Raw genomic sequence first — 21,560 nt, forward strand, 5'->3', positions numbered from 1 at the left:
CCCAGTGTCACGTCACATGTTTGTGGGCGCTCCGTCCCAAGCTTCACCGGGCTCAGAGGTCAGACCTAACTGGAAAATCTGTCCGGTCCGAAGGCGCTGATCCCTGGCTCCTGCGGACGGCCCGCGATCACATCCGCGACCAGCCGTCCGGTTGTGGCTCCAAGCGTCAGCCCCAGCTGGCCGTGACCAGTTGCAAAGCACAGATTGGCCAGTTTCCCGGATCTGCCGATAACCGGGCGGGTATCCGGCGTGAAAGGCCGGCGGCCCATGCGCCGCTCCCGTCTTTCCGTCTGCAACCCCGGCAGCACCCTGCGGGCACGGCTGACCAGCACATCCGCGCGGCGCCACTTGGGCGCCGCGTCCAGGCCGGCAAACTCCACCGTGCCGGCCACTGCCAAGGCATCGTCATACGGCGTAATCCCGAACCCGCCCGACGGGTAAAAGACAGTGTGTTTCAGATCGACGCCCGGGTCCAGCAGGGCGGTTGAGTAGCCAATCACACCTTCCAGCTGCAGCCGCACCCCCAGCTGGCGGGCCAGCCCTTTGGACGCGGTGCCGGCGGCAATCACCACCTCGTCCGCTGCAAGGCGCCCGCCGCCCGCCGCAAGCACATGGGTGAGCCGTGCGCCGTCGCGCTCAAACCCTGCGCAGGCTTTCGGCAGCACCGTGCCGCCGCGCTGCACAAAGGTCTCCATCAGAACTTGCACCAGCCGTTTGGGATCGGTGACAAAGCTCCAGTCCCGCAGCACCGAAGCGTATTTGAAATCCGCGGCAATGGCCGGGTCTATCTCATGGGCTTCCTGCCCGCTGATGTCGTCGATAGTGCAGCCCAATTCGCACGCCAGATCAAAGGCAGCGCCCATGGTCGCCTTGTCCCGCTCATCGTCAAACAGCTTGATCACCGGGCGCTCCATCAGCAGCTCCGGAGCGCCAATGTCCTCAAGCTGCGCTTTGAAGTCGGCGGTGGCGGCGAAGGTCAGCCGCGCCAGATCGGTGGCAATGGCCCGCATCCGGGACGGTATTGAGTTGGCAGTGAAGCGGGCAAACCAGGGCAGCAGCCCCAGCGCCGATGCCGGACGCAAAGACAGCGGCGCCTCGGGGTCCAGCAGCCAGCCCGGCACTTTCATCAGCATGCCCGGCTGCGACAGCGGCACCACCTCCCCCACGGCAATGCAGCCGCAGGAGGCCCAGCTGGCGCCTTCGCCCACCGGGCCGGGTTCCAGCACGGTGACGCTGTGGCCCTCGGCCTGCAGCGCCAGCGCGCAGGAAATGCCGACAACGCCGCCGCCCGCAATCACCACCCGTTTCATGCGGGCTGTGCCAGCTGGTTCAGCTGCGCCAGCAGCTCGGTGCTGACCTCAACGCCGTCCGCTTCTGCCGACGCGCGTTTCTTCAGCCGCCCGTCGCCAGGAACCCGTGCGGCGCCATTGCCCTCGATCTCAGCGCAGATGCGGGTGATGTACGCGCCAAAGGCCGCATTGCCAAAGCGGCTTGGGTCAATGGCAATCAGGGTGGCGCCGCCCTTGATGTTCAGCGCGCCGAAGGATTCACGCTCCTGATTGTCGACGGACAGGGTACCGCCGGCCAGCGCCGCGCCCAGCACCTCGATCATGAAGGCAATCGCAGCCCCCTTGTGCTCGCCAAAGGGCAGCAGGCTCCGGGTTTCCAGAATGGCATTCGGGTCGGTGCTGGCATTGCCCTCGGGGTCCAGCCCGGCGGGCCGCGGCAGATCGTGACCTTCAGCGGCGGCCATGCGGATATCCATCAGCGCCACCATCGAGGCCGCCTGGTCCCAGACCACCGGTTCACCACCCTCGCGCGGGCAGGCAAAGGACATCGGATTGGTGCCGAACACCGGCTTGACGCCACCCTGCGGCACCACCATCGACAGCGAGTTGATCACGGCCAGCGCCACCAGCCCGGCCTCGGCCAGCGGCTCGGTGTCAAAGCGCAAACCGCCCAGGTGGTGGCAATTGGAACAGGTAAAGGCGGCAATGCCGTTTTCCCGCGCCAGGGCAATCAGCTCATCGCGCGCGGCCGCCACAGCGATCTGGTAATACCCGTTGTCCGCATCGCCGCGCAGCACGCCCGGTGCGATCTTTTCAACCGACGGCGCCGCGGCGCCATTAGCATAGCCCGAGGTAAAGCTTTGCGCATAGACCGGCAGCATCCGCAGCCCGTGGCTGCGCGGGCCATCGCGTTCGGAAGCGGTGACAATATCTGCAATCACATCGCTGCCCGCCGCGTCCATCCCCGCGGCCACAAGGACAGATTTGGCCAAACCCCGCACCTCGGCGAGTGAGAGCGTTTTTGTCGAAGATGCGGTCATGGGCTCAAATCCTGTCCTTGTGTCGGGTCAAAGGGGCGCTTTGGCGCCCGCTCGTGTCAGGCTTGGTACAGTGCGCGCTTTTTGGCAACAAATTCATCCAGCTTGCCGCGCTGATCGTCCGGCATCGGCGGCTGCACGTATGTCTCCAGCATCCGCCGCGCCTCTTCGCGGCCCACCAGCTCCGCGGTTTTGGCGCCTTCCGCCTCCCACTGCTCGAAACTGTCGTTGTTCTGCAGCGGGTTCATGTGCATCGGGTTTTCGCGGGTATGATCGGTGCCCAGGAAATGGCCGCCGGGGCCGATCGTCTCGATATCGCCCAGGAGCGCATCCAGGTTTTCTTCCTGCAAGCCGCTGAAGAACCGGTGGAAGTTCTCGAGTTGCAGCGTGTCCTGCACCCATTTCGAATAGCTGACCCCCAGCGCGCCTTCCAGAAAGCCGGCCGAATGAACGATGTAATTCGCGCCGCCCAGCAGCACCGGCCACATGGTGTTGGCGGTGTCGAAGCCGGCCTGCATGTCCGGCGATTTCGAGCCGGTCCACATAGTGCAGGTCCGCCAGGGCACGCCGTAAAACCGCGCCATCTGGCCGACCAGCAGGTTCATCAGGCCGGGCTCGGGCGAACCCATCATCGGGGCGCCGGTCTTCATCGAAACGCCCATGATCGCCACCCCCAGAACCATCGGCGCACCGCGGCGGATGATCTGGCTGTAGGCCATGCCCGCCAGGCTTTCGGCAATCAGCAGCGCCACACCGCCCTGCGGGCTGGCAGGGGCCGAAGCGCCTGCCAGTACAAAAGGCGACAGCAGGCAGGGCTGGTTGGCAGATGCATAGACCCGCAAAGACTGCAGCATGGTCTCATCCCAGACCAGCGGCGTGTTGCAGTTCAAAAGTGCAGCCAGCACCACGTTGCTGTCGACAAATTCCTCGCCAAAGACGATGCGGACCATCTCCACCGTGTCGCGCGCCGCCTGCTCCGACAAAACCGAGCCTTTGATCGGCTTGTCGGTCAGCGTCAGCGCCGCATGCACCAGCTCCAGATGGCGCTCCGGCACCGGCACGTCCTGCGGCTCCACCGGCAGAATGCCCGGAACCATCATCGACTGGCTCATCTGGCTCAGCTTGAAGAAGTTATGCGCATCCTCCAGTGTTGAGGGGCGCCGAACGCCATCCAAGTCATAGACAAAGGGCGCGCCATAGGCATTGGCAAAGACCGAATGCCGGTTGCCCACCCGCAGCGAGCGGTCCGGGTTGCGGGCGGCATAGCCCCATTCCGATGGCACCGAGGAGATCAGCTCCATCAGCATATCGCGGCCGATGCGCACCCGCTCGCCCTGCACATCGGCGCCGGCGCGCTTCCAGTCCGCCAGCGCCACCGGGTCGCGGAATTCGATGCCGGTGGTCTCCAGGATCGTCATCGCCGCATTGTGGATCTTCTCCACCCCTTCCGGACCCAGGAGGTCAATGGGGCCGACCCGGCGGTTCAGCGCGGGCAGATAGACCGGGGCCGGGTTGGTGCGGGCTTTGACGCGCGCAGCCCGTCCGCCCCGGGCGCCGCGCGGCGCCCGTGTGTTCAGTTCCGTCATGTCATGCTCCTGTGGCTAGGCCGGGATCAGGCCCGGGCGCGTGCGCTGGTTGGGTCGACCGCGCAGATGCCGATCACCTCAGCCTCGCGCATCTCGTTGTGGACCATCACCTGCAGGCGGGTGCCCTCAGCGGTGAGCTCCTGCGGCACCAGCGCCATCGCGATGTCGTGGTTGCAGTAGTAGGAGAACCCGCCCGAAGTCACACGGCCCACAAGCGTGCCGTCCCTATAGACGCTCTCATCCGCCATCACTGAAGTGTCGCAGAACGGCAGCTTCAAGGTAACCAGCGTGCTGTAACCGCCCGCCTCCTTCTGCCGGACCAGCGCATCGCGGCCGATAAACTCACGCCCCTCAAGTGCTACAAAGCGGTCCAGCCCGGCCTCAAACGGCGTCATGTCCTTGCAGATCTCCCGGTTGATCGCGCGGTAGGATTTCTCCAGCCGCATCGATTCCAGCGCCTCCAGACCAAAAGGTTTCACACCCGCCTTCAGCAGCTGATCGACCAGATGCCGGTTGTAGCCCACCGGGTGATGCAACTCCCAGCCCAGCTCGCCGGTGTAGGAGACGCGCAGCAGATGGACGCCCTTGGCATAGCCCACCTCGCCCATCTGAGCGGTGAGCCAGGGGAAGGCTGCGTTCGACAAATCGTTGTCGGTCAGCTGCTGCAGGATCTCGCGGGATTTCGGCCCGGCCAAGGCAATTACACCCAGCTGTTCCGAGATGTCCTCCATGATCACCGAGCCATCATCCGGCAGCAGGCGCGACAGGTAATCCCAGTTGTAGACCTGCCCGTTCGGGGTCGAGACCAGGTAGAAGTCGTTCTCGCCATAGCGGACGATGGTGTATTCGCCCTCCATGCCGCCCTGCGGGTTCAGCGCCACGGCCAGGGTCATGCGGCCGACCTTGGGCAGTTTGTTGGCCATAATCCCGTCCAGCCATTTGGCAGCACCGGGGCCGCGCACGGTGAACTTGGTCATCGGCGACATCTCGATAAAGCCGGCCTCCTCGCGGGTGACGCGCACCTCTTCCTGCACCAGCTCCATATGATTGGTGCGGCGGAAGCTGTGCTCAGGCGTGGCTTCAGCGGGCGATTTGGCAAACCAGCGCGGGAATTCATAGCCGTTGAAGGTGGTCCAGACCGCGCCCTGCGCCGTCAGCAGGTCATAAGACGGCATCGTCTTCATCGGCCGGGCCGAGGGGAAGTCTTCACCCGGAACATGCGCATCCATATGGGTGCCCCAGGTCTCGCGCACCTTGTCCATGGTCCAGCGCTTGGAGGCATAGTCGCCAAAGCGGCGCGGGTCGATTTCGGACATGTCGATGCCGGGATGGCCGTCAACGATCCAGCGTGCCAGCCGCTCGCCCATGGTGCCGCCCCACAGGATGCCGCCGGGCACGCCCTCGGCCAGCCAAAGGTTGTCGTGGCCCGGCGCCGGGCCGCACAGCGGCAGCTCGTCCGGGGTCATCTGGAACGGTCCGCGGGTGTTGGCCTTGATGCCGACCTCGCCCAGGGCAGGCACCCGCTCCAGCGCGCGCTCCCACTGGGTTTCCACCGCCTCGAAATCCTCGGGCAGCAGGTCGGCGCCGAAATCGGCCGGAACCTTGTCCTCGGCAAACAGCTTGAGGTCCTTTTCGAACTCATACGGCCCGAACTGGAAGCCCCCCACATCCTCGCGCAGATAGGCGCCGTAATCCTCGTCGCGCAGGATCGGGAATTCCGGCAACCCTTCGGTGCGGCGTTCCTTCAGCAGCGGCACGGTCTCAGTCGTCCAGTACTGGTGCACAATCGGGATGCAGGGCAGGTCCAGCCCCACCCGGCGGGCGTTCTCGCGGGCATAGTTGCCAGTGGCAAAAATCAAATGCTCGCAGGTGATCTCGCCCTTGCTGGTAGTCACTTTCCAGTGGCCGTTGTCCAGCTTCTCATAGGCCTGCGCTTCGGTGTTCTGATAGACCGTCGCGCCCTGATCTCGCGCCAGCTTGGCCAGGCCCATAGTGATGTCGGCCGGATTCACGTAGCCGTCCTGATCATGCAGGATGCCGCCGCGGATGTTTTCGCTCTGCGCCAGCAGCGGGTGGATCTCCTTGATCTCCTCCGGCGTCACCAGGCGGCAGGGCACGCCCGCAGCCTCGGCGATGGAGATATAGGACTGGAACTCATCCCAGCGTTTTTCAGTGTTGGCGACCCGCAGCTGCCCGACCTGGCGCAGGCCAACGGAGGAGCCCAGCTTCTTCTCCACCTCGCCGTAGATGCGGATGGTTTCCATCGTCATCTTGGAGATGTTGTGCGAGCGCACGAAGGTCACCAGCAGACCCGCGGCATGCCAGGTCGACCCTGAAGTCAGTGTGGTACGCTCCAGCATCACCGCATCACTGCAGCCGTGCTGGGTCAGCCCGTAAAGGATCGAGGCTCCGACACAGCCGCCGCCGACGACCACCACTTTTGCATGCGACTTCATAGACCAACTCCTGTTTGCGGATGTCCGGCAGCCTCGGCTGCTGCGGCAGAATTCCTGAGTGCCTCCCCCGCCAGGCACGGACCCTAAGCCGGGGAGTGATGCTGCATTCTGCCGTCATTCCCGCATCCGGCAATTGCAAAAAATTTCATCTTGGCTTAGCTGAATTTGCCCAAAGACTCGAAAAGAGACATGTTGCAATCAACATTTCCGGCCCAAGGATAAAGCCGCCTTGCCCAACCGCCCCTACGACCTGCCCCGGATGAGCTCCCTGGTCAGCTTCGAAGCCGCCGCCCGCAACACCAGTTTCAAGCTGGCAGCCACAGAGCTGAACGTCACCCCCGCCGCGGTCAGCCACCAGATCAAGGCGCTCGAGCGGGAGCTGCAGTGCAGCCTGTTCAACCGCTTTCACCGCGGTGTCGAACTGACGGAAAGCGGCGCCTATCTGCTGGTCGCTTTGCAAAGGGGATTTGAGGGGATCAACGACGCCTTTGAGCAGCTGCGGGCCCAGCACGGGCGCAGCTCGGTGACAATCCGGTCCAGCACCGCGGTCAGCTCGCTGTGGCTGACGCCGCGGCTGGCGCATTTCTGGAAAAGCTACGAGCATATCTCGGTGGCGCAGATCGTCAGCGATACGGAAAGAGCCGCCGGCGACTGCGACCTCAGCCTGCACTACGGCGATATGTCCCGTGACAGCGGCCACTGCCGGGCGTTGTTCCGGGACCGGATCATGGCGCTGTGCAGCCCGCGGTTTGCCGCCCGGCACCGGATCGGCAGCATCGCCGAGATCGCCGATGTCCCGCTGATCCACCTCGATTCGCTGGAAACCGGCGGCACCGACTGGCAAGGCTGGGCACACGCCCTGGGCTATTCAGGACCGCTGAAATCCACCCACCGCGTCAACAATTATGTCATCGCGCTGCAAGCCGCACAGGATGACATGGGAGCCGTGCTCGGGTGGGAGGGCCTGACCGCGGATCTGGTCGCATCCGGCAAGCTGGTCAGGCTGCTGCCCGACACGATTTCGGCGCCGCTGGAATTCTATGCGAAGCTGCACAACCAGGCCTCCGACCGGGCCAAGCTCGTGTTCGACTGGCTGTCCGGCACTTAAAACAGGCCCGCCGCAAGCACCCGCAACCAAACAGGACACCCGCGGCACCGGGCACATACCGGCAAGGGCTGCCGCGCGTTCCGACCCTGCCCGTTTGCTGCTTCCCGCTTTGATTTTGAAATTCTCCCGCCCTGCACCATACTTAACCGCACATTTGTCAGGGAGGTGGCGATGACGGCTGAGCATACCGGTGTCCAAAGAGCATTCTTTGTCATTGCCGACCTGTCGGGTTACACGAAATTCATGGCAGGCACCCCGCTGGAGCACTCCAAGGGCATTCTCGACGCCCTGTTCGGCAGCCTCATCCCCGCCATCCGCGCGCCGCTTGCGGTCTCCGGCCTGCAGGGCGACGCGGTCTTTGCCTATGCCTTCGAAAGCGAAGTGATGACCAAGCAATTCATCCTCGATTTCGCCGAGCAGCTCTACTGCATCTTTGCCCGCGAGAAGGAGAAGATGATCCTCAACACCGGCTGCACCTGCGAGGCCTGCAGCAAGATCGAGGACCTGGAGCTGAAACTGGTGGTGCATCACGGCGAATGCATCCAGCAGGACACCCGCGGCAGCCATGAGCTGGCCGGTCCGGATGTGATCGCCGCCTTCCGGCTTCTAAAGAATTCAGTCACCGAGCGCACCGGCCTCACCGCCTATACGCTGCTGTCCTGCGACGCGCTGCGCGCCATGGACCTGGTTGATTTCTTCGATGACAGCGAGTTCCACAGCGAGGAGATCAAGCATATCGGCGCGGTCACCTATGTGGTGCGCGACATGCGCGTGGCCTGGCAGCGCCGCCGCTCCACCGAGCGCAGCTTTGTCGGCGCCGCCGATGACCTGCTGTTTGACGAATGGATCGTGCCGCTGGCCGTCTCGCCCGAGATCGCCTTTACCATCTGCACCCGCCCCGACCTGCGCACCGAATGGCTGGGCGCCGACAGGATGGACCTTCTGAACACCAACAAGGGCAAGATCGAACCCGGCACGATGTACCACTGCTACCACGGCGACGCGCTGTTTCCCTATGAGGTGCTGGACTGGAACCCCGGCGAATATGTCACCGGCCGTTACAACCTGCCAATGGGGCTGATGATGTATGAGACCATCGAAATGGAAGAGGTCGGAGACGGCACCCTGATCAAGCTGCGTTACGCCAAGGCACGCTCCCCCAAGCTCTTGGGCAAGCTGATGGCCGGCATGATCAACCGAAAGCTCCGCGGCTTCATCATCCCGGACAAGGAAAACCGTCTCTCCAGAATCAAGGCGCTAGGGGAACGGCTGGGCGGAACCGCCCCTGCCCCCGCCTGAGGCCAGCGCGAGCCGCGCCCCCGTCTGACCGCGGGGAGGCGAACCAACGATCATGTTTGGTAGTTTATCCCGGCAAAGTCCGTAGAACTTCAAACTTCGCGCCTGCGTCACCAAATCGCCTGCCCGTGCGGGCGGTCTCTCGGCCTTGCTCCGCGCTAACGATCTAGTTCAACTGTTCCTGAATTTCACGGAGCATTGCGCCGGACCCGAGGGTGGGCGTATCGCGCCTGCGCCGTACTGAAAGCACGCCTTCGGCATGACAGGGCGGGTCGGGCGCGATGCGGGGCTGCGCCCCGCGGCATTATTCACAATTTCACACCAAGCTTTTCCGCAGCTTCTTGTTTGACGTATGCCAGAGCCAAATCTCTCATCATTGCCAGCGACATCCCGCCTACCTTTGCAGCACCGTCTTTCGTTTTCTTCCAAACTGTGTCGCTGCGAATTGCAGACAAGTAATCGTGTCCCGAATTAGTGAGCCGATACACACTGTCGGAAACTTCCATCACTAAATCGGCATCGCACAAGAGCTGTACATGACCTAAGTGCCTTCTCTCGTCCGCACTCATTCCGAGAGTCTCTGGTACAATAACCAGCCAGTCCTCCTGTTTTTCAAATTCAAACAATATCGATCGAAAAAGATCGTCGTCTCGTTGCATCTGTCACTCCTAAAACAATAGGGCGCTTAATAAGCGCCCTAATTCATCATGCAAAATCTTCACTCCATTACCTAGACAAACCGCCATGCAGGGCCGGCATGTCGAGGCTCTGGAAGCCGTAGTGGCGCAGCCAGCGCAGGTCGCTGTCGAAGAAGGCGCGCAGGTCCGGGATGCCGTATTTCAGCATCGCCAGACGGTCGATGCCGATGCCGAAGGCAAAGCCCTGATAGATCTCCGGGTCGATGCCGCCGGCCGCGATCACCTTGGGGTGCACCATGCCGGACCCGAGGATTTCCATCCAGTCGTCGCCCTCGCCGATCTTCAGCGTGCCGCCTTCCCAGGAGCAGCGGATGTCCACCTCTGCCGACGGCTCGGTGAAGGGGAAATGCGAGGCGCGGAAGCGCAGCTCGACGTCATCCACTTCAAAGAAGGATTTGACGAACTCCTCCAGCACCCACTTGAGGTTCGCCATCGAGATGTCCTTGTCCAGCGCCAGGCCTTCGACCTGGTGGAACATCGGCGTGTGGGTCTGGTCGTAATCGGCGCGGTAGACACCGCCCGGGCAGATGATGCGCAGCGGCGCGCCCATCTTCTCCATCGAGCGGATCTGCACCGGCGAGGTATGGGTGCGCAGCACATGCGGCGGGCGGTCGTCGCCTTCCGCGCGGTGCATGTAGAAGGTGTCCATCTCGGCGCGGGCCGGGTGGTGGCCGGGGATGTTCAGCGCATCGAAGTTGTACCAGTCGGTATCGATCCGCGGCCCTTCGGCAACCGAGAAGCCCAGCTCGGCAAAGATCGCGGTGATCTCTTCCTGAACCTGGCTGATCGGATGCAGCGAGCCGGTGCGGCGGGCGCGGGTCGGCAGGGTCACGTCCAGCCACTCGGTGCGCAGGCGCTCATCCAGGGCGGCATCTTCCAGGCCCGCTTTCTTGGCCGCCAGCGCCGAGTTGATCTCATCCTTCAGCGCATTCAGCGCCGGGCCCGCCACCTGGCGCTCTTCCGGGGTCATCTTGCCCAGCTCGCGCATCTTCAGCGCCACTTCGCCCTTTTTGCCCACGGCGGCCACACGGATCGCCTCCAGCGCGGCTTCATCCGCAGCATCCGCAATCTGACCCAGGTATTTGGCTTTAAGATCGTCCATGACGGCCCCTCGAATTGTGCTGACGCCCTGCTATCACAAGGGCCGCTGAAAGCAAGAGGGCCAAGGCGGATGCACCGGCGGATGTGCTGCCGGCGGCAAAGGAGTTTCGGTAAGCATGGTCTTGGGCAAAGACAGGATTAGGCTATGCCTGCCTAAACCAGCTTTGCTTCCCAGTCTGAAGACACGGCGCGGCTGAAGAACCCCGGAACGCTAACCTCCAGTTCAATGGGTGACATGCAGCGCTCCATAAGCGGGGACCAGGCCCATTGCCCCTCCGCTTTCCCGATCAACCCTGCGTTCTTGCAAAGCTGCGCAAAGCCAGGGTCCAGCTCAACCACCGAAGACGCCACCGGCCCGTCCGGCCCTTCCAAACTGGCCATGCCCCACTCATCTTGGTTTTCACACCCGAAGAAGGCGTAGACCATGTACTCGAACTCTTCCGCTCCAAGAGTGCGGCTTTCCAGCAAGTGCCGCCGGATTTCGTCACACGGCACAGCCGCTTTGAAAAAAGCGGTTTCTCTGTACCTGATGACTATCCCCAACTGCTCCAGCCCCCAGGCCGCGCGGCTGTATGCTGCAACATTTGCCCAAATGAGCGCGCCAGCAAGGCCGCTGAACTGCGCGAGGCTATCAAACGCCCCGCTCTCGTTTATCTCCCCTCCTTCGCTGGACAAAATTTCCTTCCAGTCGTCAAAATCGGGTTGCGAGAAAAATCGCGTGAGCCTGAGCAACACATAGCCCGCCATTTCAGCGGCCAATTCAAACTGCGCTTCAGAAAGCTGGTCTTTGTACATGGTCGGAACCGCCCGGAATTGAAATCTTCATCAGCTTGATACGCTGCCTGCCTTCAACTTCCTGATACCTGAGTATTTACCCTCTGCCCACAAAAGGCTCTGCAAATCACCCCCGCGCGGGCGCAAACCGCTTGCGGTATTCACTCGGCGACAGGCCGACAATCCGCTGGAACAGCTTGCGGAAGGCGGAGACGTCCAAGTACCCCGCCTCCATCGCAATGCTCTCAATGCTGGCGGTTGACAGCTCCAGCCGCTCCCGCGCCTTGGCGACGCGCAGCTGCTGCAGGTATTCCGACGGCTTATGCCCGGCGGCGGCCTGAAAGCGGCGCAGAAAGGTGCGCTCCTCCAGCCCGGCTGCGGCGGCCATCTGCGGCACCGTCACCGGTTCTGGGTAATGCGCCTGCAGCCAGTGCTGCGCCTTCAGCACCGGAGCGTCGCCATGGCTCAGGTCCGGGGCAAACAGGTTGTAATAGCTCTGCTCGCGCCCGCCCGGGTCGATCAGGAAGAATCGCGCCGTCTCCAGCATCACCGCCAGCCCCAGGAACCGCGCCACCAGCCGCAGTCCAAGATCGGTCCAGGCCATCAGCCCGCCCGCAGTGATCACATCTCCATCGTCAATCAGCAGCCGTTCGGCCTGCAGATGCACTTGCGGATAAGCCTGGGCAAAGGCCGGCGCCAACGCCCAATGGGTGGTCGCCTGCCGCCCATCGAGCAACCCCGTCTCCGCCAGCGGAAAGGCCCCCGCGCAGATCGAGCAGACCAGAGCCCCGCCCCCGTGCTGGCGCGCCACCCAGGCTGAGACCATCGCCAGCGCCTCGCCTTCCGGCCGCGGCCCCAGACAGGGCGGCAGGATCACCGCGTCAAACTGCTCATCGCCTTCGAACTCCTCGACAATCTCCACCCGCAGCCCCCGCGCTGCCTGCTGCATCCCGCCGGCCGCCTGCAGCAGGTCCTGCAGCCCCAGCACCGCCGCCCGCTGCGCGCAGGGATAGGCCGCCAGCCCGATCCGTATCTCTGTGCCCGATGCCATTTGTCTGATCCAACCCGCTTTATGTCATTTCCGCCAATCACATCTGGGCACGCCCCGGGCCTATACCAACCCCATGCTCACAGAAACGGAGACAGAAATGACCAAATCCGCATTGATCCTGATCGACATCCAGAACGACTACTTCCCCGGCGGCAAATGGGAGCTGCACGGCATCGAAGCCTCTGCCGCCAACGCCCGCCGCCTGCTGGACCAGGCCCGCGCCCAAGGCCAATTCATCGTCCATATGCATCACGAATTCGCCTCGGACGACGCCCCCTTCTTCGCCCCTGGCAGCGAAGGCGCGCAGATCCATGCCTCGATGCAGCCCGCCGATGGCGAGCCCACCGTGCTCAAGCACCATGTGAATTCCTTCCGCGACACCAACCTGAAGCGGCTGCTGGACGAGAACGGCATCACCGATGTCACCATCGCCGGCGACATGAGCCACATGTGCATCGACGCCGCCGCGCGCGCCGCCGCCGACTATGGCTATGCGGTCACCGTGGTCGAAGACGCCTGCTCCTCCCGCGATCTGGAATTCAACGGCGCAACCATCGCCGCCGAAGACGTACACAAGGCCTATATGTCGGCGCTTGGCTTTGCCTATGCCGCCATTGTGACCACAGACGCCTATCTTGCCGCCTGATCCTGGAGCAGATTGCCCCCATGACCACGCTATATCACGCCCCGCTCACCTGCTCCCTCGCCGCCCGCTTTGCCGCGGCCGAGGGCGGGGTGCCGCTGAACATCGCCTATCTGAACCTGCGCACCAAGGAACTGGAGCGCGGCGGCTTGCTGTATGACGTGAACCCGCTGGGCCAGGTCTCGGTGCTGGAGTTGGAGGACGGCTCCAGACTCACCGAGACCGCCACGGTGCTCCTGTGGATCCAGTCGCAGTCGCAGAACCCGGAGTTCCGGGTCGACCCGCAGGACCCGGACTATTTCCAGCTGCTGCGCTGGACCAACTTCTGCGCCACCGAGCTGCACAAGGGGTTGTTCCGGGTGGTGTTTTACCAGGAGGCCACCGAAGCGGTCAAAGACCGCGTCCGCGACCTCGCCCCCTTGCGTTTTCAGATGCTGGAAGACCACCTGGCCACCCGCCCCTATCTGCTGGGAGACCGTTTCACCGCGGCGGATGCCTATCTGGCCTGGTTCTTCGTCCTCTCCGGCAACGCCCGCCTGGACCACAGCGCATATCCCAACCTGGAGGCCTACCGCCAGCGCGCCCTAGCCCGCCCGGCGCTGCGGGAACTGATCGAAAGCGACCGCGTGAAGGACAAGGAACTGGATCAGCAGATCATCCCTGACTGATGCGGCCTGGCCCGGCTTCCAACTGTTTGGGGGCCGGGAAATAAATTTCCGCGCGCAGTACAGCTGCAGGTCAGTCTTAAACGGTATTAGCGTGTTTTTCCCGCTGTGGTTTTCGAGATATCGATTTCGAAATGCCTGCACGGAGAGCGCCTCGAAAACTCTTCTTCGATTTGGCGCAATGTCCGTCTTTGACCGCCATAAGGCACCATCTCCCCGGCTTCCTCAAATCCGGCCCAGTGATACGCGCTGTGCTCAAAGTTAAGTGCCACTTCAGCAGTTTCGCTCACAAAAGCCACAAAGACCGGGGCGATATTTATAACATTCTGGGTAACCCCGTAATAGGTTTCGCAGATATCTGTCGCAAACAGCCTCTCGGCCTCAAGCCCGGCTTCTTCCTTCAGTTCCCGAAGCGCTGTTTCCCACGCCTTTTCCTCCCCCTCTATGCGGCCGGAAACCTGGGACCATTCCCCAGCCAAGGTCTGGGTCCGCTTCAGAAGAAGCACTTGATGCCCGGCCCCGGCGGCCCGCAAAACAAAGAGAAATACGAGAGATGACCTTACAGGAATTTCCGCCACTGTAACTTCCCTGAATTGAGTGACCACAAAAACTTTGCTTAGCTTGGGCAGGATCAAATCTCAACGTTTGCTTAATCACGCGTCGTCAGCTTTCATCCGCCTCAGCTCCGCCACGCCTCCTGCGGCAGCTTCAGCAGATGCTGCTGCAGCCATTGACCGGCCTGCCCCAGCACCCGCTGCGACGTCCAGACCACATCAATCCCCGCCAGCGCGTCGCTCTGCTGGAAGCCATAGCGCAGCCGCACCAGCGCGCCGCTTTCCAGATGCGCCTTGACTGCGGGCAGCGGCAGCTCGGCCCAGCCCAGCCCCTGGAGCAGCAGCGGCACAATCACGTCCGGGTTGCCCGCGCACCAGACCGAGGCGCTGTGCGCCTCGCCGATCAGCCACTCGGCCTCCTGCGAGCGGCTGTGCAGCACCAGCTGCCGGTGCGCCCGCAAATCCCGGTGCGCCAGCACTCCATGCCCCGCCAAAGGATGATCCCAGCCGCAGACCGGCACCACCACCGTGTGGCCGACGCCGCGGAACTGGAAGCCGCCGGGGTAGCTCTCCTGCTCGGTCATCAGCCCCAGATCGGCGCGGCCCTCCTTCAATAGCTTGGCCGTTTCATTCGGACCGGTTGGCAGGATCTCCAGCGCCACATGCGGGAAAGTTTCGGCAAACTGGCGCAAAGCCTGCCAAAGCGGCGCCAGATTCAGCCCCTGCTCGACCGCAAGGCACAGGCTGTCCTCCACCCCTTCCGCCATTGACGCCGCCTTGGCAGCAAACTCCCGGTGCCCCAGCAGGATGCCGCGCGCATGCGGCAGCATCTCGCGGCCCGCTTGCGTCAGCACCGGCGAGCGGCCGCTGCGGTCAAACAGCTGCAGCCCGCAGTCGATCTCAAGGTTGGCAATGGCAGTGGAGACCGCCGACTGCGCCTTGCCCATCCGCCGTGCCGCGGCCGAGAAAGACCCCAGCTCCGCCGCCAGCACAAAGGCCTGCAGGTGTTCGGGAGACATCATCACTCTCCTATCTGAAAACCAGATACTTACTGACTGGAAGTATCACTGTTTCCAGATAGAAAAAAGCAAAACACCCTGATTCACCGATGGAGCTCAAGAATGGCAGGCACAGTTGCAATGCGCACAGCAAAGGACCGGCTGCGCTATACCATCAGCTTCGAGCTTTTGCTGATGGCGATCCTGGTGCCCGTTGGTGCCGCCTTCTTTGACAAACCGCTGAGCGACATCGGCCTGCTCGGCGTGGTGCTGTCGGTGAAGGCGATGCTGCTGAACCTGGTCTACAACTGGGTCTTCGACAAGGCCGACGCCAAGGCGGGCCGGGTCAGCAGCGAGCGCTCCACCCTCGGCCGCCTGCTGCACGCCACCGGGTTCGAGGCAACGCTTCTGATGACCTCCCTTCCCCTCTATATCTGGTGGCTCGGCCTCGGCCTGTGGCAGGCATTGGCCACCGACCTGACGGTGACCTCCTTTGTAGTGGTCTACACCTACGGCTTCACCCTTGCCTATGACCGGCTGTTCCCGGTCGCTGCGGCCCCGGCTGGCGGAACCTAGCTTGCCGCCCGGCCTGCCCTCCGGATCTGTGCTATACTGGGGCCGCGCAGCTCAGCGCACCCCATCAGCAGCACCGGAGGACAGCCATGGCACATGTGGATTGGTATATCGAAGGCCGCAGCTTCGGGAACTGCAACTGCAACTACGGCTGCCCCTGCCAGTTCGAGGATCTGCCCACCCACGGAAACTGCACCGGGTTCGAGGTGATCCACATCGACAAGGGGCATTTCGGCGCGACCGATCTGGCAGGCACCCGCGCCGCCCTGCTCTATGCCTGGCCCGGCCCTATCTTCGAAGGCAAGGGCGCGCTGCAGGCAATCATCGACGACCGCGCCACGCAGGCCCAGCGCGATGCCCTGGTCACCGTGATGCTTGGCGGCGAGACCGACGAGGAGGCCACCCACTGGTGGGTGTTCCGCGCCATGTGCGACACTGTGCACGAAACGCTGGTCAAGCGGATCGACTACGAAGCCAGCATCGAAAACCGCACCGCCAAGCTGGATATCGAAGGGCTCGTCACCTCCACCGGCCGCCCGATCCAGGCCCCGCACGGCGGCGGCGAACACCGGGTCCGCATCGATATCCCCGGCGGGATCGAGTTCACGCTGGCCGAGATCGGCAGTGCCTCTACCAAATCCAATGCAGCAATCAAGCTGGACCTGGACGACAGCTATGGCCAATGGGCCATCATCCGCCACGGCCCGCACGGGATCGCCGCCTGAAGCTGCGCCGCAATCCTTCGCCCTTGAGGATCAAAGATCCGCATCACGGGTGACGCCCTGCAGTCAATTAAAAACCGCCGCCTGTCCGGGCGGCGGTTCCTTCATCCGGCAGCGGCGCAGGCCAGCATCAATTGGTAAGCTTCACCGCGGTGCCGGTGGCACTCCGGCAGCCCCAGCTGAGCGCGCAGACACCAACTTCACCGATCTCCGTATTGATGACCGCGTCGGCCCCCAGCTTCGCAGCTTCGATCCGCAGCTTCTGTTCCGCCTGAGCAACTGTCGGCGCCGGGTGGAAAGCAGTTGCCTTGCCCACCGAAGTTTTCACAGCGCCAAGAACCTGGAAGCTGCCGCCGTTGATGGTTGCACCGCGTTCAAGGGTGATCTGGTCAACCGGGGTCGCCGCGGTCTGCGCAGCCGCTTGCGCCTGCTTGTCCAGCTGCGCCGGATAGCTGAATTCATCGGCGCACGCGGCCAGCGCCAGAACTGGCAGGATAAGGAGTGCTTTTTTCATGAAGGTTCTCCGCAGTAACGTGTTGATCAGGCCCGTGCTCACAGAAGGCCTCTGGAAGGTCGTAGGGGTGGCCACGGCCACAGCACAACATTCAGGTAAGCCCGCCACATGCTCAGACCGCAAAAGTTGCACAAAAGCAACGAACTTGCAGCGCGTCAGACCAGCCGCTGCATCATCCCCTGCAGCGACTGGCGGCTGGCGTAGCCAAGCCTTTGCGCCACCCGGCCCAAAGCCTCTCCCCGGGCCACGGCCCGCAGCGCGATCTGGCAGCGCAGCCGGTCCCGCCAGCCGCCGAAGCTCAGGCCGGTTTCCTGCAGAAACCTGCGGGTAAAGCTGCGCCGGCTCATCCCGGCCAGCGCCGCCCAGTAGTCCAGCGTCTGGCAGCCGCCGGGATCCGCCATCAGCGCATCGCAAACCCGCCGCAGCCGGGCATCCGCCGGGTAGGGAAGTGCCAGCGGCGACTTTGGCGCCGCGCCCAGCTCAATCAGGATCAGCTGGCTCAGATGATGCGCCCGCGGCGGCAGCGGCCAAGGGTTGTTCATACCGCAGAGCGCCGCGATCAGCCCCGCCAGCAGCGGCTCCACGGTGACCGCCCGGCACTCCGCCATTGCTGCGGCCCCAGGCTCGCCCGGGTGAACATACAGCGACTGCAGCTGCACCTCTCCCGCCATCCGGATCTCATGCGCCATCCCCGCCGGCACGATCAGCCCGGACCCTGCAGGCACCGCCCAGCTGGTGCCGTCCGCCTCTGCCATCATCAGCCCTGCCACTGCATAGACCAGCTGGTGGCGCGGATGATCGTGCCAGGCCGAGACATAGCCATCCCGATAGGTCCGCGCATAGGACACCACCCCATGCGGCAGCTTTTGCACCGCATCAGACGAGGTTTCCCTGCGCCGCCGGAGATCCGCAGTTTGGCCCATTTGCCTGAAAACTGGCCCCATTGCCACGAAAGGGCAAGCTAAAACGCAACCCATAGGAGGCAGCCCATGCAGATACTCACCAGCACCGACGCGCTTGAAGAAATCTACGGCTCCCCGGTGCCGCAGTCGCTGACCAAGGTCACGTCCCATCTGACGCCGCTTTACCGCAGCTGGATCGGCGCGGCGCGGTTTCTGGTCCTCTCCACCATTGGCCCCGAGGGCACCGACGCCAGCCCGCGCGGCGATGACGGCCCGGTGGTGCATGTGGCGGACGACAAGACCCTGTGGCTGCCCGACTGGCGCGGCAACAACCGCATCGACAGCTTGCGCAACATCGTCCGCGATCCGCGCGTCAGCCTGATGTTCATGGTGCCCGGCTGCAACAACGTAGTGCGGGTGAACGGCACCGCCGTCCTGACCGCGGACGAGAGCCTGCGCACCCAGTTCGCCCGCAAGTCCCTGCTGCCCGCTACCGTCGCGGTGATCACAGTGGAGGAACTTTACTTCCAATGCGCCAAGGCGCTGATGCGCTCCCGCCTGTGGGACCCGGCAGCCGAACGCCCCGCCGTCCCCACCGCGGGCCAGTTCCTGAAGGAGCAGGAAGAGAGTTTCGAGGCAGAGGCCTATGACGCGGGATACGCGGAATACGCCAAATCGCGGATGTGGTGACCGAAAGCGGCGTGTCTACCGCCGCTGGCTGAAATTCGCTTCAGCTTCAGCATCAAAACCCGGGGAACAACTCAGAAAATGAAATCACCTTTACTCAGGTCGTCGGCAGTAACTCCATTGAGCGTCAGTGAATTGCCATTCAGATCGGCAATCACAAGGTTACCGGCCACCTCACTGATATGATTGTTCTTCAGATCACGAAAGCCCGAGATTGTATCAACTGAGCTAAGGTCGATTTTTTCAAACCTGCTGGCAGCATTGAAATCCGTCAGAACGTCGTCACCCTTTGAAAAAACAAAAACGTCATGGCCGCCGCCGCCAGTCAGAAAATCACTGCCTCTGCTGCCATCCAATGTGTCCTGACCCCGGCCTCCAAACAATTTGTCTTTGCCGCCCCCCCCTTTCAACCGGTCGTTTCCTTGACCGCCGCTAAGGGAGTCAGAGCCAAGTGAGCCTACCAGAGTGTCCTGGCCCGTGTGGCCGTAAAGCTTATCAGAACCGCCCCCGCCCAATAGCCTGTCATCACCGCCCATTCCGCCAAGCCAATCGGCCCCGCCTTTGCCCTTAATCGTATCATCAGCGGCACCGCCGTCGAGGCGTTCGCTCAATCGCGTTCCAACTAGGATCTCGCCCCCCAAAGCAGAACCAGTTTCAAAAATTCGCCCGATAACATCGTCTGTGGCCCCCGGAAATTCCGCTTGCGTCCAGACAAAGGCAAGACCGCCATCTGAAAGCGCCGCAACACCTGGGCTGCGCTGGTCGCCGGCGGAGGTCGAATTCACTTGAAACTCATCACCTACAGCTTCGCCCAACGCGTCATACTGCTGAGCAAAAATTCCGTAATGGTCACCATCCTGCTCATCCGAATGCCAGGTTATGACAAAGCCGCCATCCGACAAACCTGTGACAGAAACGCTGGCTTGCAATCCCGCGCTATGGCTGTTGACTTGAAATTCCTGCCCGGCGCTTTCTCCGGAAGCATCGTACCTCTGAGCAAAGATGCCTATTGAACTTCCATCCTGATCATTCGATTCCCAGGCGACAATGAACCCACCATCAGAAAGGCCTGCAACCGAGGGCTTCTGCTGGTTGTGTTCCGTGTGGGTATTTACTTGGAATTCATCACCGGATTTTCGTCCTGAAGAATCAAAAACCTGCCCGTAAACACCCCCTCTGTGCCCGTCCTGAGCATATGAGGTCCACGTCACAACAAAACCGCCCCCCTCAAGCTGAGCCGTGGAAGAGCCCGTCTGTGTGCCGGCAACTGTCGAATTGATAAGGAATTCGGCTCCAGCCCTGACGCCATCGGAGTCATAATATTGACCAAATATGCCGTCACCGCCGCCATCAGGCCCTTCGAATGTCAGCAAAAAGCTTCCATCCGCAAGCGCGACGCCAGCATCTCCACCATGCAGCAAACGGACTTGATCCCCTACCGGATCACCGGACGCGCCGTAGCGCTGCCCATACTGGCCATCTGTGCCATCATTTCCCCCGAATGTCCGCCAAATAACCCAGAAATCACCATCGCTTAGTGCGATAACGCTTGGTGCAAGCTGGTGCCCCTGTGTGCTGGTGTTCACCTGAAATTCGGTGCCTGCCTTTACACCAGCCGAGTCATATCGCTGCGCAAAAATGCCGTAGCCGGAACCATCCTGATTGAACGAAGACCACGTGACGACAAACCCGCCATCAGCCAAGGCTGTAACAAAGGGTTCCCACTGCATATCTGGTGAAGGCGAATTTACTAAGAAATCATTCCCCTTCGCGGCGGGGCTGGATTGCTGACCAGACATGAAGAAACACCTGAAAATTATCTTTATGGCTCATCGATAGGTGGATTCCAAAAAAATGCAAGCCAATCAAACAATCACCCCCATGTGGGCTGAGTGCCAGGAAGTTTCGCTCTCAAAAACTGAAAAAGGCCGCTCCTGCTGGAGCGGCCTTTCATGATTTCCGGAACCTGCGGGCTTAGGCTGCCAGCGCGTCCTGTGCCTGGCGGACGATCGCGCCGAATGCTTCGGGCTCGTGCACGGCCAGGTCGGCCAGAACCTTACGATCCACTTCGATGCCGGCCAGGTTCAGGCCGTTGATGAAGCGGGAGTAGGTCAGTGCTTCGTCGTGCGAACGGACAGCAGCGTTGATACGCTGGATCCACAGCGCGCGGAAGTTGCGCTTGCGGTTCTTGCGGTCGCGGGTTGCGTACTGGTTGGCCTTGTCGACGGCCTGACGGGCAACCTTGAAGGTGTTCTTGCGGCGGCCGTAGTAACCTTTGGCTGCCTTGATGACCTTCTTGTGACGGGCGTGAGTTGTGGTACCACCTTTAACGCGGGACATATCTCAGATCTCCTCTTAGCGGTCGTAGGGCATGAAGCCCTTGACGATCTTTGCGTCCGGTGCGGACAGGGTGGTGGTGCCGCGGGCGTCGCGGATGAATTTCTTGTGGCGTTTGATCATGCCGTGGCGCTTGCCGGCCTGACCTGCGATGACCTTGCCAGTTGCGGTCACCTTAAAGCGCTTCTTGGCGCTCGACTTTGTCTTCATCTTGGGCATTTCCGTCTCCTTCAATGCGGGTTCGCTAGACGCGCGACTCGGCATGCCTCGATGGCCGGCCGCACGGAACAGAGCTGCCCTTTACGCAATGCTTGGGAGATGAGCAAGCGGATTCGCTACAGAAGCCGCCCGACAACCCGGAAAAACGCATCCGGGATCTCGCCCATCGTGTAGCCGCCCGGTTTGGCGATCACCGCATAGGTGACCAGGCCGATGGCAATCAGCACCGTCAGAATCGACGCCCGCGGCGGCCGCCGCTCGCTCAGCGCCGACAGGATCGACGGAACCGTGAAGCAGGCAATCACCAGCCCCAGGATCAGCGCGAGATCCGTATCCATACTCTTACCTCA

23 protein-coding genes are annotated in these 21,560 nt (G+C 62.5%); 7 read left to right on the plus strand and 16 right to left on the minus strand.

The window, feature by feature from the left end:
• Positions 1–65: 65 nt before the first annotated feature.
• Genes RA19_RS05070 through RA19_RS05085 form a run of 4 tightly spaced genes read right to left on the minus strand, consistent with a single transcriptional unit; the run spans position 66 to position 6,368 of the window.
• Entirely contained in the window at positions 66–1,310 is a 1,245-nt protein-coding gene (locus tag RA19_RS05070) for an NAD(P)/FAD-dependent oxidoreductase (RefSeq protein ID WP_039160123.1), read from the minus strand.
• Positions 1,307–2,329 (minus strand): Ldh family oxidoreductase, encoded by a 1,023-nt coding sequence (locus tag RA19_RS05075; protein ID WP_039160125.1) that lies wholly within the window; start codon positions 2,327–2,329, stop codon positions 1,307–1,309. The genes RA19_RS05070 and RA19_RS05075 overlap by 4 nt, the downstream gene beginning before the upstream one ends.
• A gap of 56 nt (positions 2,330–2,385) precedes the next feature.
• Positions 2,386–3,912 (minus strand): trimethylamine methyltransferase family protein, encoded by a 1,527-nt coding sequence (locus RA19_RS05080; protein WP_039160128.1) that lies wholly within the window; start codon positions 3,910–3,912, stop codon positions 2,386–2,388.
• Positions 3,913–3,938: 26 nt separating this feature from the next.
• A complete protein-coding gene (locus RA19_RS05085) occupies positions 3,939–6,368 on the minus strand; it encodes a GcvT family protein (RefSeq protein WP_039160130.1) in 2,430 nt (809 codons plus the stop codon).
• 259 nt (positions 6,369–6,627) lie between these two features.
• Here RA19_RS05085 and RA19_RS05090 point away from each other — a divergent pair, with 259 nt between their 5' ends.
• Together RA19_RS05090 and RA19_RS05095 are read left to right on the plus strand one after the other, a co-directional pair.
• On the plus strand, positions 6,628–7,476 hold the full coding sequence (locus RA19_RS05090; RefSeq protein WP_241479023.1) for a LysR substrate-binding domain-containing protein: 849 nt from the start codon (positions 6,628–6,630) through the stop codon (positions 7,474–7,476).
• A gap of 171 nt (positions 7,477–7,647) precedes the next feature.
• Positions 7,648–8,775: a DUF2652 domain-containing protein gene (locus RA19_RS05095; protein ID WP_039160136.1), complete on the plus strand. Its 1,128-nt coding sequence runs from the start codon at positions 7,648–7,650 to the stop codon at positions 8,773–8,775.
• Between the two features lie 305 nt (positions 8,776–9,080).
• Here RA19_RS05095 and RA19_RS05100 read toward each other — a convergent pair whose 3' ends face one another.
• From RA19_RS05100 to RA19_RS05115, 4 genes are all read right to left on the minus strand, one after another.
• Positions 9,081–9,431 (minus strand): DUF2513 domain-containing protein, encoded by a 351-nt coding sequence (locus RA19_RS05100; protein ID WP_039160138.1) that lies wholly within the window; start codon positions 9,429–9,431, stop codon positions 9,081–9,083.
• 67 nt (positions 9,432–9,498) lie between these two features.
• Entirely contained in the window at positions 9,499–10,572 is a 1,074-nt protein-coding gene (gene pheS, locus RA19_RS05105; RefSeq protein WP_039160140.1) for a phenylalanine--tRNA ligase subunit alpha, read from the minus strand.
• Positions 10,573–10,724: 152 nt separating this feature from the next.
• Positions 10,725–11,366, minus strand: a complete 642-nt coding sequence (locus tag RA19_RS05110; RefSeq protein ID WP_039160141.1) for a hypothetical protein — start codon at positions 11,364–11,366, stop codon at positions 10,725–10,727.
• Positions 11,367–11,472: 106 nt separating this feature from the next.
• Positions 11,473–12,396: a GlxA family transcriptional regulator gene (locus tag RA19_RS05115; RefSeq protein ID WP_039160143.1), complete on the minus strand. Its 924-nt coding sequence runs from the start codon at positions 12,394–12,396 to the stop codon at positions 11,473–11,475.
• A gap of 97 nt (positions 12,397–12,493) precedes the next feature.
• Between RA19_RS05115 and RA19_RS05120 the strand changes: the two genes are divergently transcribed.
• Together RA19_RS05120 and RA19_RS05125 are read left to right on the plus strand one after the other, a co-directional pair.
• Positions 12,494–13,042: a cysteine hydrolase family protein gene (locus tag RA19_RS05120; RefSeq protein WP_039160144.1), complete on the plus strand. Its 549-nt coding sequence runs from the start codon at positions 12,494–12,496 to the stop codon at positions 13,040–13,042.
• Positions 13,043–13,062: 20 nt separating this feature from the next.
• A complete protein-coding gene (locus RA19_RS05125; RefSeq protein WP_052261648.1) occupies positions 13,063–13,707 on the plus strand; it encodes a glutathione S-transferase family protein in 645 nt (214 codons plus the stop codon).
• Positions 13,708–13,793: 86 nt separating this feature from the next.
• Here the strand turns inward: RA19_RS05125 and RA19_RS05130 are convergent, their stop codons facing one another.
• Both RA19_RS05130 and RA19_RS05135 read right to left on the minus strand, forming a co-directional pair.
• Positions 13,794–14,339: an NUDIX hydrolase gene (locus RA19_RS05130; protein WP_241479024.1), complete on the minus strand. Its 546-nt coding sequence runs from the start codon at positions 14,337–14,339 to the stop codon at positions 13,794–13,796.
• A gap of 44 nt (positions 14,340–14,383) precedes the next feature.
• Positions 14,384–15,277, minus strand: a complete 894-nt coding sequence (locus tag RA19_RS05135) for a LysR family transcriptional regulator (RefSeq protein ID WP_052261649.1) — start codon at positions 15,275–15,277, stop codon at positions 14,384–14,386.
• A 102-nt stretch (positions 15,278–15,379) separates the two neighbouring features.
• Between RA19_RS05135 and RA19_RS05140 the strand changes: the two genes are divergently transcribed.
• Positions 15,380–15,832, plus strand: coding sequence for a PACE efflux transporter (locus tag RA19_RS05140; RefSeq protein WP_052261650.1), 453 nt, complete (start codon positions 15,380–15,382; stop codon positions 15,830–15,832).
• A gap of 86 nt (positions 15,833–15,918) precedes the next feature.
• The gene (locus RA19_RS05145; protein WP_039160151.1) at positions 15,919–16,554 is read left to right on the plus strand and encodes a DUF1326 domain-containing protein; all 636 of its coding nucleotides are present in this window, start codon (positions 15,919–15,921) and stop codon (positions 16,552–16,554) included.
• 127 nt (positions 16,555–16,681) lie between these two features.
• On the opposite strand, the gene RA19_RS05150 is transcribed toward RA19_RS05145, so the two are convergent.
• Complete coding sequence (locus RA19_RS05150; RefSeq protein WP_052261651.1) at positions 16,682–17,065, minus strand: hypothetical protein; 384 nt, start codon at positions 17,063–17,065, stop codon at positions 16,682–16,684.
• Between the two features lie 155 nt (positions 17,066–17,220).
• Complete coding sequence (locus RA19_RS05155; protein ID WP_039160153.1) at positions 17,221–17,988, minus strand: AraC family transcriptional regulator; 768 nt, start codon at positions 17,986–17,988, stop codon at positions 17,221–17,223.
• A gap of 66 nt (positions 17,989–18,054) precedes the next feature.
• Between RA19_RS05155 and RA19_RS05160 the strand changes: the two genes are divergently transcribed.
• A complete protein-coding gene (locus RA19_RS05160) occupies positions 18,055–18,657 on the plus strand; it encodes a pyridoxamine 5'-phosphate oxidase family protein (protein ID WP_039160156.1) in 603 nt (200 codons plus the stop codon).
• A gap of 71 nt (positions 18,658–18,728) precedes the next feature.
• Here the strand turns inward: RA19_RS05160 and RA19_RS25665 are convergent, their stop codons facing one another.
• The 4 genes from RA19_RS25665 to RA19_RS05180 all read right to left on the minus strand — a co-directional run bounded on the left by RA19_RS25665 (position 18,729) and on the right by RA19_RS05180 (position 21,548).
• Positions 18,729–20,453, minus strand: a complete 1,725-nt coding sequence (locus RA19_RS25665) for a calcium-binding protein (protein WP_152615680.1) — start codon at positions 20,451–20,453, stop codon at positions 18,729–18,731.
• A gap of 175 nt (positions 20,454–20,628) precedes the next feature.
• Positions 20,629–20,994 carry a 50S ribosomal protein L20 gene (gene rplT / locus RA19_RS05170; RefSeq protein ID WP_008206278.1) on the minus strand — a complete coding sequence of 122 codons (366 nt, stop codon included), beginning with the start codon at positions 20,992–20,994 and terminating at the stop codon, positions 20,629–20,631.
• Positions 20,995–21,009: 15 nt separating this feature from the next.
• The gene (rpmI, locus tag RA19_RS05175; RefSeq protein WP_039124893.1) at positions 21,010–21,210 is read right to left on the minus strand and encodes a 50S ribosomal protein L35; all 201 of its coding nucleotides are present in this window, start codon (positions 21,208–21,210) and stop codon (positions 21,010–21,012) included.
• A 116-nt stretch (positions 21,211–21,326) separates the two neighbouring features.
• On the minus strand, positions 21,327–21,548 hold the full coding sequence (locus tag RA19_RS05180) for a hypothetical protein (protein WP_039160157.1): 222 nt from the start codon (positions 21,546–21,548) through the stop codon (positions 21,327–21,329).
• Between the last annotated feature and the right edge of the window lie 12 nt (positions 21,549–21,560).

Origin of the sequence: Leisingera sp. ANG-M1 (assembly GCF_000813745.1) — a bacterium.
GTDB lineage: Bacteria > Pseudomonadota > Alphaproteobacteria > Rhodobacterales > Rhodobacteraceae > Leisingera.